The following is a 12,297-nucleotide window of genomic DNA, read 5'->3' as shown; positions in this document are numbered from 1 at the left end:
ACGCTCGCCATGCGCATGAATCGCGCGTAATCCGGCGCGCAACCCGTATAACCCACAATCCGCATATCCCCTGACGGGCCTTGCCTTGCATCAAGGACAAGGCCCATCGGGCCTGCCAGACTGTCATCCGCCGTATAATCCCGGATTTCGTCCGCTCGGGCCAGCCGAACTCCCGCGCTGGCCCGACTGGACGAGTACGCGCTGTAGTGTCTGGTCTTATTTGGAAGGATGACAAGCAATGGTATCGAAGTATCTGAAAGTGGCTTTTCCCGTCGTCGCGATGCTGGGTGCAGTCGGCATGGCCCACGCCAAGGCGACCCCCGAAGAACTTGCCAAACTCGGCAAGGAACTCTCCTGCATGGGCGCAGAGAAGGCCGGCACGCCCAGCGGCGTGGCCGAATTCACCGGCAAGTGGCTGGGTGCCGGCCCGGGCATGACGACCGAAATCGGCAAGCATCCGGTCGATCCCTACGCCAATGAAAAGCCGCTGTTCACCATCACGGCGCAAAACGTGGCGCAATACGGCGACAAGCTCTCCGAAGGCCAGAAGGCCATGTTCAAGAAGTACCCGAACACCTACAAGATGCACGTCTATCCCTCGCATCGCGATTTCCGCTTCGAGGATTCGGTGTGCAAGACCATCGCCAGGAACGGCGCCGAGACCACCATTTCGGCCGATGGCAAGTCGCTGCAAAACTATTACATGGGCGCTTCGCCCTTCCCGATTCCCAAGTCGGGCATCGAGGTCGTCTGGAACGGCATGCATCCGACCATAATCAACGTCGAATCGCGTGACATCGACACTGCCGTGGTCTACGCCAACGGCAACATCACCTGGGGCCAGCAGTTGATGTGGCAGTATGCCCGCCGCAACGATCCCAAGCTGCGCGGCCAGAAGGCCGAGGGCACTGCCGTCTATGTGCGCTTCATGACCATGATGCCCGAACGCAACAAGGGCGAAGTGGTGAAGACCATGGACAACTTCACCATGGACAAGGAAGCGCGCCTGGCCTGGCAATACATCCCGGCGGTGCGCCGCGTGCGTCAGGCGCCGGGCTTCGGCTTCGACAGCCCGATTCCCTCCAGCTCGAACACCGTGGTGGTCGATGAAGTGCGCCTCTACAACGGTTCGGCCGAGCGCTACGACTGGAAGCTGATCGGCAAGAAGGAAATGTACATTCCGTACAACAACTTCAGGCTCGAGGGCAAGGCGGCGGGCGAGAACAAGTACGCCAACCTGCTCAAGCCCGGCCATGAGAATCCCGACTTCGTGCGCTGGGAACTGCATCGCACCTGGGTCATCGAGGGCAGGCTGAAGGAAGGCTATCGCCATCTCTACCCGACCCGCGTGCTGTATGCCGACGAAGATACCTGGCTGTATGCGATGTCCGACATCTATGATGCCCAGGGCAAGCTGTGGCGTTTCAACTGGGTGAATAACTTCTACGCTCCCGGTGCCAAGGTCTTCGCCCAGGGCGCGGCTTTCTATCATGACCTGTCTTCCGGCACCTACACGGCCTATGACCTGATGCAGGGCAAGGACAAGCACCTGGTCATCGACCAGCCTGGGGCCGAATACGCCCAGGTCCAGTTCTATTCGAACGACAACATGAAGGCCAGCGGCTACTGAATCGCCTGCCGTTTCACATCAAGGTGGTTGCAATACGTCATCTTGATTCGTCGGTAAGACTGGAATCAAAAACGCCCCGCGCCTTTACCGGCCGGGGCGTTTTTTCATGGTGCAAGGCCCAAGTGCAATTTCAGGCGGCAGGATTCACCCAGCGTCGCGCATCCTTGAGCAGCAACAGCAGTTGCTGCTCGCGCAATGGCGAGGCAATGAAACCGAAGCGCGTGTAAAACTGCGCGGCTTTTTCGTCGATGGGGTGAGTGAGCATGGCGCGAATGCCCGCCTGCTCGGCAATCAGCAGCGTGCGCCGGATCGCATCCTGCAGCAGACCAAAGCCAATGCCACGTCCTTGATCCTGCTGCGACACTGCCAGCCGTGCCAGGATCACCACGGGTACGGGGTACTGCCCAATCCCTTTGCGGATGCGCTCAGGCGCATCCAGGGTATCGACCTGGCCGACGGTCAGACTAAAGTAACCCGCAATCCGGCCATCGTCATCGTCCGCCACGACAAAGGTCTTGGCCGAACCGCTGCCCTGGGCCTGGCGGGCGTGCCGCGATAACCAGTCGTTCAGGGCAGGCTTGCCACAGTCGAAACCGTCGAGCCGGTGCCGGACCTCCAGGGGCGCTGGCCGCGAAAGATTCACTGGTTGTCCCAGGGCGCCTTGCGACTGAACAGATCGGCCAAGCCTGCGTTGGCTTGCTCGGGGCGCTCCAGCAAATCCATCAGCGCCTGATACTGGCTGCCCGAGACCACGAACAGACGTTGATCGAGCAGCGTCTGCTCGGCGGCCAGGCAGGCGCTGTCGAGGATGAAATCGGTCAGCGACTTGTGCGCTACCTCGGCGGCGCGGCGCAGCACCACCTCCTGTTCAGGGGTGGCACGCAGCCCAAGGCGGGCGGAGCGGGCGGAAGACGCAGACGCAGTGGCAGCCATGGCGGCACCTCTTTTGTTGGATCAATCGTCGCCATGTTAGTACAAACGACGCGCGTCGTCCAGTTGCCAGAAGTGATTGACTGTGTTGGCTAACGCTGGATTGCCGCGTCGCTGCGCTGCGCGCAATGACGCGGAAGCCATGGTGCCTCTCCGCCTTCCCCGCATCGTCATTGCGAGGAACAACGTGACGAAACGATCCATGGGCTTGTGCAGGCAGCGCCACCTCGCCACCCCGAGCAATTCAATTCCTCAGGCGGCCATCACGCCACCGGCACTTTTGCCGGCCGCGCGATGTACCGAATCGGCTGCCTACTTTCTCCGTTCCAGGCGAATGAAATCGGGCCGAAGCGACAGAAATCCCTTGGCAAACAGATCCGCGCCCAGGCCCGATCCCTGCCCGGAAACAAAGGGCCGGTTGCCGGCCGCGGCGGAGGGCGAATAGCTGTCCGCCGTGCCCTGGCCCATCTCCTGTTGCGTCGGCTGGGTGCTCACGCTCCCCGCGCTGGGCACATCCGTCGTCTGGGCCTCGATCGTCAGGAGGCCATCGACGAAAGCCAAATCGTAATTGGCCGCGCTGCCGCTGGCGCTATGAAGATATTCGCCGACATCGGTACCCACCCCGCCGCTGGTCGCAATACTGAGTACCGATTCATCCTCGTCATTGACCAGACCCTCCACGCTGAAGCCGGTCACGCTCTGTTCCTGGCCGGTATGGCTCACCGTGCTGCTGTTGGCGGTGACGGTGGCCGGGGCTTTGTCGATGGTGAGCGTGCCGTCGGCGTAAGTAATGTCGTAATTGCTCGCCAGGCCCGTTATGAAGGTCTGTGCGTCGGGCGTCAGCGCGTGGGTGGTGCCGGCATTGGCGGTGGCCGTGGCAGTGTCGGCTGTCAGTGTGGCAGTGTCCAGTGCATCGCTATTGGCAAGACTGCCGCTGGTCACGGTGACGCTGCCGGTGGCCGGATTGGCGTCCCCATAGGCACGGCTCTGGTTGTCGGCAGTGATGGTGATCGGGCGCTGCGTGATGGTCAGCGTGCCATTGGCTGCCGCAAAACTGTAGTTGGCTGCCGCCAGATCGCCGATGCTGCCGATGATGGTGTAGTCGCCCACGCCCGTGGATACCGTGGCCGCACTGCTGCCCGTTGCGCTGCCGGTGATGCCGGCGCTGCTGGCATTTTCGCCATTCACGAAACCGGTGATGGTCTGACTGAAGACTGGGTTGGCCGCGCCGTAACTGCGGCTCTGGTCGTCTGCGGTGACGGTCAGTTGCGCCGGATCGATGGTGAGCGTGCCATCGGCTGCCGCAAAACTGTAGTTGGCTGCCGCCAGATCACCCGTGCTGCCAATGATGGTGTAGTCACCCACGCCCGTGGTGTTCGTGGCCGCACTGCTGCCCGTGGCGCTGCCGGTGATGCCCGCGCTGGTGGCGTCTTCATCATTGACGAAGCCGGTGATGGTTTGGCTGAAAGCCGGGTTGGCCGCGCCGTAGCTACGGCTCTGGTCATCTGCTGTAACCGCCAGCAGGGCCTTGTCGATGGTGGCGGTATGGCCGGTGGTATCCGCCAGGGTGTAGTTGGAAGCCTTGCCGCCGTTGGTGCCGTCGGCCAGGATGTAGCTGGCGGTGGCGCTGCGGTCGCCCGCATCGGCACTGTCGAAAGTGCCGATGGCGCTGGCGATCGTCACCGTCTCGCTGTCGACGAAGCCGGAGAGTGTGCCGGCGGTGATGTTGGCGGTGGTGGTGCCGTCGTAGGTCTTGCCGCTGGCGGTGGTGTCGGTAACGGTCAGTGTTTTGGGGATGATGGTAGCTTTCAGAATCAAGGCATCCGGCCGTCCCAAGGTATAGTTACCGGCATCGACACCGATCAAAGACAAGCCGCCAACGACCACGGTCTTGTCTTCTCCTGCATCGGCATCTTCAAACAGGGTTTCATCTACTGTACCCTGTAGCTCCACGTCATCAGCGCCAATCACCCCGGAAAGACTGGCAGAACCATACAGCGTTGCAGCATTTGTTCCGTCATAGACCTTGTCTTGCGCGGTCAGGTTCGTGTCCAGTACCTTGGGCGTGATGGTGAGCGTGCCGCCTTGAAAGACGATGGGATCATCATTCCAGAACTGATAATCCAGCTGGCTGGAACGGTCCAGGGTCAGGCCGCCGGTGATCTGGATGTCGTACTGTCCAGCGATTTTGACACCTTGGCTGTCGCCGTCCCAGACGGGCGTGCCGGTTACAGGGGCGCCGGAGTAGCCGGCGCCGCCGGACCAGAGATCACCGTCGTACACCTTGCCGGCGTCGTTGGCTGTGACCAGCGGCGTGGTCTGCCAGGCGCGCAGTATCGGGTAGGAAGCGCCATCATAAATGCGCCAGATGGTATCGTCCCCGGCATTGCCCGAGATGTCCCATGCCGGATCGACGTTGCCGTTGGCAGCCGTGGCGCTGTTGAAATTGGCCAGGGTGCGCATTTCGGCGGTGGTCAGACCATAAGCCCCCGTCACGCCGGCGCCGTTGTAGCCGGCGATGTTGTTGGTGCCCGATGTTTGGGTATCCCAGAAAACGCCGTTCAGGGTGATTACACCACTTTCGTAACGGTCGGCGCGCCCGAACAAGCCTTTCATAGAACTGCTTGTTGTCTGCACTTCTCCAGCGGCATAAACATTCGCGAATTCCAGTGTACTGGTGTCTCTGGCCTGGATTTGTCCGGCGAAGCTGCCCCGATAGTAATCACCGGAGCCTAGGGCCAGAACAGGCGTAAGGACGAAGATATTCTGGAAACGAGCTATGTTTCCGGTGCCATACACAGCAAGTCCACCGATGAATCCGCCGCCACTGCCATATTCGGCAACATTTACTGTACCGGCTGTTCCCGAATTTTCGACAAGCAGAGGAATGTTGCTGTAACAGCAGGTTGACGCATAGCCGATCAGGCCACCCACATTATACTTACCGAAGACATTGGCACTGGAAAAAGCGTGGCTGATATGCACCGGAGCATAGAAACTAATAAAGCCAATCAGGCCGCCAATATAGGAAGAAGTGCCCCGGACATCGCCACTGACATGTACGTTATGAACGTCAAGATTTTCTATGACCTGGCCAACTAGCCCGCCGACTATGGATGGACCAGTGATATCGACGTTGGTCAGACCGAGGTTGCTGATTTCAGGGTCGTGACCATAACCGCGCGTGGTGCTGATCAGGCCGACATTGTTGGCTCCGCTCGGGCGATTGATGTAAAGCCCGTCGATCACATGGCCCAGGCCGTTGAGATGGCCGGTGAATGAATACGAGTTGTCGCCGATGGGCATGAAACCCGCGCCACCGTGCCAATCAACAGTCGAGCTGGCGTCGATGTTTGCGCCCAGGGCATACTTGCCGACCAGGTTGTTCTTGATGCCCTGGAGCGTGGTGGTGGTGGCATCCCCCGCCACACCCAGGTCATTGACTCCCAGAACGTAATAGCCGCTGCCGTTGATGGTCAGGAAGCCGGACCCCGACCGATCCGGGAAATCCACCCGGCCGGCGAAGCCGTTGGCCTCGCCCGGTGACAGACCGACCCGCACCCGGCCGTCGGCCACGGCGGCATCGCTGCCATTGGCGGTGCCGGTGTTCATGACCAGTTGCGAGTCGCCGCTGGCCGTCATCACCGCGTTGATGTTGATGTCGCGGGCGGCGGTGAGGGTCAGGGTGTTGGCGCTCCAGCTCACGGCGTCGTTGACATTGATGTCGCCGTTGCCCGCCGAGCCGCCGGCGCTGCTCTGGATTTCGATGTTGTTACTACCCAGGTTCGTCGATAGCAGCGCGCCGGTGATGTCGCCGCCGCTGGCGGCGATGGTGTAGTCGTTGGGGTCGATGAGCCAGGTGCCGGTCTGGCCCGCCTCGGCTTTGGTCGTCACCCGCGCCGTCTCACTGAGGCTGACTTTCGCCGCGCTGGTCTCGACGAAGCCGCCATCGCCGCCATCCGGCGCAGAGGCGTCGAGCAGCCCGTCGTGGCGGACTTCGCCGTGTTCCATATCCGCCAACAACAGAATGCGCCCGTCCCTTTCCTGCAGGGTTCTGGCCTGCACCGTGCCGCTGTTGGCGACGATGCTGGATGACAGCGCATCGGCGGCCTTGCCGGTCATCAGCACCTGACCACCGTCGGCGACGATGAGTTGCCGGTTGTCGATCAGGGTCTGTATCGTGGCCGGGTCGATGGCGACTTGCAGGAAGCCGTTGGCGCCGGCTTCCAGGGTGATCCGCTCGCCCGCCGCCATGACGACGTTGCCCAGTCTTGCGGTGATGATGCCGTCGTTGCTGACTTGTGGCGCCAGGAGCGCGATCAGGCCACCGTCCTGGGCGGTGAGGTTGCCGTGATTTTCGATGGCGCCGTTTGCGCCGTTGCGGCTGAAGCGGGCCTGGCCACTGAGGAAGTCTTCATCGGTGGTGTCCAGGGTGGAGGCCACCAGGCCACCGACATCGACCCGGCTGCCCTGGCCGAAGATCACGCCGTTGGGGTTGATCAGCCAGACCTGGCCGTTGGCCGTCAGGCGGCCTTCGATGCGGCTGGCGTCCGAGGCCAGCACACGGTTGAGGGCAACGGCACCGGCCGAGGGTTGGTCGAAATTCACCGCAGCATTGCTGCCGATGTCGAAGCCCTGCCAGTGGAGGATGGCCTTGTCGGTGCCCTGGGTGATGGTGAGCTGGTTGCCGCTTTGCGCCAGGCTGGCCTGGCCGGCGATGATTTCGCCGCCCGTGGGCAATGCGTCGGCGGCAAGCTGGGCGTGGGCCGGCAGGCCGAAGACGCCGGCCAGCAGCAGGGCCGTGCCCTGGCGACGCAGGCGACCAGGTTTGCTGGATTGGCCGGATTTGCCGTGGCTGCGGGCGGTTTCGGGGGCGGGGACGTAACGCTGGGTGTCGGCGTTCCAGACCAGGCGGTAGACGTGGTTCATGACGTGCTCCCTCAGAAGAATTTGTGCAGGGTCAGCCAGCCCCGGGTGGAACGGTGGTGGCTGCCGTCGTTGTTGGCGTCGTTGAGGTCGCGGCCGGGGTTGCTGCCCAGCGGTTTGGCGATGGCGGCACTCAGGTACCAGTTGCCGGGCGCACTCCAGGTGAGGCCGAAGCCGGCGCCGGTGAGGCTGTAGTGGTTGGGGGTGCTGCCACCGCCCTGCCAGCCGGGCCAGGTGCGGTGGTGTAGCTGGATGCGGCCACTGTCGATGAAGGCGCTGGCGGTCAGGCCCTGGGCAATCAGGCGGCGCAGTTCGAGGGTGGCGAGCAGGCCGTGGTCGCCCATGGCTTCGTTGACGGGGTAGGCGCGGATGCCGTAAGGGCCGCCGAGGCTGAATTTTTCCGAGGAGGCGAGGTTGCGGTCGGCGTATTGGCCGGCGAGGTTGATCTGCAGACTCCAGTGTTGGTCCAGCGTCTGGTTGCGGGCCAGGCGCAGGGTGAGTTTGCTGTAGCCGCCCTGGGCGCGCGGGCCGGCCTGGTCGAGGGCAATGTCGCCGGCCAGACCGCGCAGGTCGAGGCGGCCATGGGTGAGTTGCAGGCTGCCGCTGTTGTAGGCGCCGCCGCCGAAACGGTCGATGAGGTCGCCCTCGAGGCCGAGACTGAAGGCGTCGATGCGCTGGCGGCGCAGCGGGGCGTTGAGCATGTCGTCCTGGTAGTCGCGTCGTTCGATGCGGCCGGAGAGGGTGAGGTTTTTCCGGCTGCTGCGCAGCACGGCCCAGGAGAGGGTGGCGCCATAGCTGTTGGCTTTGCCGTCGGCATTCAGGGGTTTGTATTGCTTGCCGAGTTTGTAGTCGAGATGGCTGGCGTTGAGGCCCAGCCGCCAGCCGTTGCTGCCCAGCGGCAGGCTGTAGTTGAGGGCGGCGCTGGCGATGTCGCGGGCGAGCAGGCCGCGCAGGCTGAGGCGGTCGCCGTTGCCGCCGAGGTTGTTGAGCGCCAGGCCGCCGCTGAGCTGGGCGCGGCCGGTGGCCTTGATGCCGTGGTTGTTGAGGCCGAGGTCGCCGGTGACGAAGGGGGTGTCGGCGACGCTCAGGGCCAGTGCCGTGGTGCCGGGTTGTTCGCCGGCTTCGAGGATGCCGGTGGCGCGGATGCCGGGCAGGTCGTTGGCCAGCAGCAGGCCGCGTTCGAGACGGGCGGCGGCAAGCGGTTCGCCGCTGATCAGGTCGTTGCCGACGATGCGCTGGACGAAGTCGGCGTTGGCGCGCAGTGTGCTGACCGGGGTTTGCAGGCGCACGCCGTCGAAGCGGCCTTCGACGATGTGGATGCGGATGTGGCCGTCGGTGATGTCCTGCGCCGGCAGGTAGGCGCGGACGAACCAGCCGCGCTGGCGGTAGTGTTCGGCAATGCGCTGGGCGGCGTGTTCGAGTTCGGCCAGGGTGAGGGTCTGGCCGATGCGATCCTGCAGCAGGGCGAGCAGTTCATCGCTGGCGATGAGGCTGTTGCCGGTGATGCTGAAGCCCTGGACGCTGACCTGGGCGCCCTTTTGCGCTTCGGGCATGGGGGTGGCGATCTGTGGCGCGGTAGCAGGTACGGCTGGCGGCTGACTGGCGGCTTCGATCTGGCGCTGCAGGCTGCCGGCATCCGGCGGAACGACCGCCTGCGCATGGGCCAGGCTGGCGCAGCAGGCGAGGATGAGAAAGCCGGCCAGAAGGGATGGGTTTTGTCGATAAAACTCGGGCATCGGGCTCCTCCGATTCAAGGGAAATTCTGAAATTGGGTGGTTGGCGCTCCCGATACCAGGTCAGCCGGGAGTGTTACAAGACAAAGCATGCCTTGGGCAAGGATAACCCAAAAAATGCCTGCAAAATCCTGTAGTTCTATTTTTACAGGATACAACAGGATCAAAATGATCCCGATACGAGCGGCCGGGGCGTGGCGGCTATTTCCCTATTTCCTTGTGGCCCGGCCGCTTTCTTCCGCGCGGATCCGCTCGTAGAGTTCGCCGAGCAGGGCGCGCAGGCGCTCCATTTTTCTTTCGCCGATGATGCGGGTGTAGTGCTGGTGGATAGAGGTGCCGACCTTGGTGCCGGCCTTCATCAGCTCGCAGCCCTTGTCGGTGAAACGCACCAACTTGGCGCGCCGGTCGGTCGGATCGGGCACGCGCTCGACATAGCCCAGCGCTTCCACCTCGTCGACCAGTTGGCCCATGGCCTGCTTGGTCATCGCGGCGCGCTTGGCCAGATCGGTGAGGCGCGAGCCGGACAGGCTCAGGTGAGTGAGCACGGCCTGATGCGAAGTCTGCAAGTCCGCATGGCCTTCGGCGATGAAGCCTTCCATCGCATGGCGCTGAAAATGGCGCGCCACCTCGATCAGCGACTGACCGAGGTTGTGCTTGCGGTAATGCTCGAGGTCTTCCTGACGCAGCTTATGGCGGCTCATCGTGGGGAAATCAGCCCAGACGTTCGATGATGGTGACGTTGGCCTGGCCGCCGCCTTCGCACATCGTCTGCAGGCCGTAGCGGCCCTTGGTGCGCTCTAGCTCGTGCAGCAGCGTGGTCATCAGCCTGGTGCCGGACGCGCCGAGCGGGTGGCCCAGGGCGATGGCGCCGCCATTGACGTTGGTCTTGGCGTGGTCGTAGCCGGTTTCCTTCAGCCAGGCCATGACCACCGAGGCGAAGGCTTCGTTGATTTCCACCACGTCGATGTCCTCCAGCTTCATGCCGGCCTTCTGCATGGCGCGCTTGGTGGCGGGAATCGGCGCGGTGAGGTGCCAGATCGGATCGTCGGCGAGCACGCTGATGTGATGGATGCGCGCGCGCGGCGTGAGGTCGTAGCGCTTCAGCGCGGCTTCGGAAACCACCAGCACGGCGGAAGATGCATCGCAGGTCGAACTGGACACGGCGGCGGTGATGCCCGGATAGGCCGGATCGACCGGGGCCAGCGTCGCCATCTTTTCCAGCGTGGATTCGCGGGCCGTCTCGTCCATCCTGAAATCGCCGAACGGCACGATTTCGCGGTCGAAGCGGCCGGCGGCAATGGCGGCCAGGGCGCGGCGGTGGCTTTCCAGGGCGAAGCGCTCCATGTCCTCGCGCGTGATCTTCCAGTGATCGGCGATGCGCTGGGCGGCATAGAACTGGTTCACCGGGGCGTCGCCGAAGCGCGCCTGCCAGCCCTTGCTTTCGGCGAACGGGGTGGTGAAGCCGTACTGCTGGCCGGCCAGCATGGCCGAGGAAATCGGAATCGCCGTCATGGTCTGCACGCCGCCGGCCAGCACCACGTCCTGGGTGCCGCTCATCACCGCCTGGGCGGCGAAATGCACGGCCTGCTGCGAGGAGCCGCACTGGCGGTCGATGGTCGTGCCCGGCACCGACAGCGGCATGCCGGCGGCCAGCCAGGAGGTGCGGGCGATGTCGCCGGCCAGGGAGCCGATGGTGTCCACGCAGCCGAAGATCACGTCATCGTAGTCCTCGGCGGGAATCGCGTTGCGCTCGACGATGGCCTTGATGACGTGCGCGCCGAGGTCGGCGCCATGCACGCTGGCGAGGGAACCCTTGCGCTTGCCGGTGGGCGAGCGCAGGGCATCTACGATATAGGCTGCTGCCATGATGTCTCCTTATGAAAATTTTGAGCAAACTGTTAACCAGGTCTCCGATCGCGTCATCCCCGCGCAGGCGGGGATCCAGTCGTTGCTTTGACCCATGGATTCCCGCCTGCGCGGGAATGACGGACTTGGTGATCAGTTCATCGCGCTATTCGATGAACGTATGGCCGGGACCGAGCGGCGCCTTTTCGCTCAGCACGAAGTCGGCGATGCGGCTCTTGTGGAAGGCCTTGTCGCCCCAGGCGGCGGCCAGCACCCAGGCGCGTTTCATGAAGATCTGCAGATCGACTTCCCAGGTGTAGCCCATCGCGCCATGCACCTGGATGCCTTTCTTGGCGGCGTGGAGCGCGGCGTCCAGGGCGGCGAGGAAGGCGTGCGAGGCATGCACCGCCGCGCGCTGCTGCTCCTGCGCCAGCGCATAGGCGGCGCGGTGCAGCACCGGGCGGGCAAACTCGATTTTCACCGCCACGTCGGCCATGTAATGCTTGAGCGCCTGGAAGGAGCCGATGGGCTTGCCGAATTGTTTGCGGTCCACGCTGTAGTCGACCGAGATATCCAGCATGCGCCCGGCCAGGCCGATGAGTTGCGCGGCCACGGCGAGCACGCCGCGATTCACCGTCTGCTGCCAGATGAGCTGGCCTTGCGCGGCATCGGCGATGCGCGTCTGCGCCGAGGGCGTCCATTCGACGCGGAACAGGCGGCGCGACTGTTCGATGCCGGGGTTGGCGGTGAGCTTCACCGCAGCCCGGGGTACGGCATGCACTTCGCCGTTGTGGTGCAGCAGCAGGAGATCGGCCACGTGGGCATCGGCCACCAGGGGATTGAGCGGGCCGCCGATGGCGATGCGCGCGCTGCCTTCGGCGATGCGCCCCAGCCATTCGTCGCGCAGGGCGGCGGCGCCGTCGGGCAGGGCCGCGAGGATGCCCACTCCCAACCAGGCGGTGTCGAGCAACGGCTCGGGCAGGGCGAAGTAGCCGACTTCCTGGGCGATCGGCACCCAGTCGACATCGGTGAGCCCCAGGCCGCCGGCGGCTTCGGCTATCGAAAAGGCGGTCAGGCCCTGCTCGGCGAGCAGGTTCCACAGCGCCGCCGAGCGGCCGGTTTCGCTGTCCCACAGCTCGCGCAGCAGCTCGGGCGAGACTTCCTTGAGGAAAACGCTGCGGATGTTGTCGGCAAACAGTTTCTGGTCTTCGGTAAACGTAAAGTCCATGAGGC

8 protein-coding genes are annotated in these 12,297 nt (G+C 63.7%); 1 reads left to right on the top strand and 7 read right to left on the bottom strand.

Features of this window, described 5'->3' with window-relative positions; all coding sequences use genetic code 11:
• Positions 1–238: 238 nt before the first annotated feature.
• Positions 239–1,630, top strand: a complete 1,392-nt coding sequence (locus tag SDENCHOL_RS01660; RefSeq protein WP_067169307.1) for a DUF1329 domain-containing protein — start codon at positions 239–241, stop codon at positions 1,628–1,630.
• 130 nt (positions 1,631–1,760) lie between these two features.
• Here the strand turns inward: SDENCHOL_RS01660 and SDENCHOL_RS01655 are convergent, their stop codons facing one another.
• The 7 genes from SDENCHOL_RS01655 to SDENCHOL_RS01625 form a co-directional block, all read right to left on the bottom strand.
• The gene (locus SDENCHOL_RS01655; protein ID WP_067169304.1) at positions 1,761–2,273 is read right to left on the bottom strand and encodes a GNAT family N-acetyltransferase; all 513 of its coding nucleotides are present in this window, start codon (positions 2,271–2,273) and stop codon (positions 1,761–1,763) included.
• Positions 2,270–2,563, bottom strand: a complete 294-nt coding sequence (locus SDENCHOL_RS01650; RefSeq protein WP_067169300.1) for a DUF1778 domain-containing protein — start codon at positions 2,561–2,563, stop codon at positions 2,270–2,272. Before SDENCHOL_RS01650 ends, SDENCHOL_RS01655 begins: the two co-directional genes overlap by 4 nt.
• A gap of 309 nt (positions 2,564–2,872) precedes the next feature.
• Positions 2,873–7,489, bottom strand: a complete 4,617-nt coding sequence (locus SDENCHOL_RS01645) for an MBG domain-containing protein (protein ID WP_154717319.1) — start codon at positions 7,487–7,489, stop codon at positions 2,873–2,875.
• 11 nt (positions 7,490–7,500) lie between these two features.
• Positions 7,501–9,222, bottom strand: a complete 1,722-nt coding sequence (locus SDENCHOL_RS01640) for a ShlB/FhaC/HecB family hemolysin secretion/activation protein (protein ID WP_067169294.1) — start codon at positions 9,220–9,222, stop codon at positions 7,501–7,503.
• Between the two features lie 206 nt (positions 9,223–9,428).
• Positions 9,429–9,920 carry a MarR family winged helix-turn-helix transcriptional regulator gene (locus SDENCHOL_RS01635; RefSeq protein ID WP_067169291.1) on the bottom strand — a complete coding sequence of 164 codons (492 nt, stop codon included), beginning with the start codon at positions 9,918–9,920 and terminating at the stop codon, positions 9,429–9,431.
• A gap of 10 nt (positions 9,921–9,930) precedes the next feature.
• A complete protein-coding gene (locus SDENCHOL_RS01630) occupies positions 9,931–11,085 on the bottom strand; it encodes an acetyl-CoA C-acetyltransferase (protein ID WP_067169288.1) in 1,155 nt (384 codons plus the stop codon).
• 145 nt (positions 11,086–11,230) lie between these two features.
• Positions 11,231–12,292, bottom strand: coding sequence for an acyl-CoA dehydrogenase family protein (locus tag SDENCHOL_RS01625; protein ID WP_067169284.1), 1,062 nt, complete (start codon positions 12,290–12,292; stop codon positions 11,231–11,233).
• Positions 12,293–12,297: the final 5 nt, after the last annotated feature.

It is taken from the genome of Sterolibacterium denitrificans (assembly GCF_900174485.1).
GTDB lineage: Bacteria > Pseudomonadota > Gammaproteobacteria > Burkholderiales > Rhodocyclaceae > Sterolibacterium > Sterolibacterium denitrificans.
This window is presented reverse-complemented; position numbering and strand designations above follow the sequence as displayed.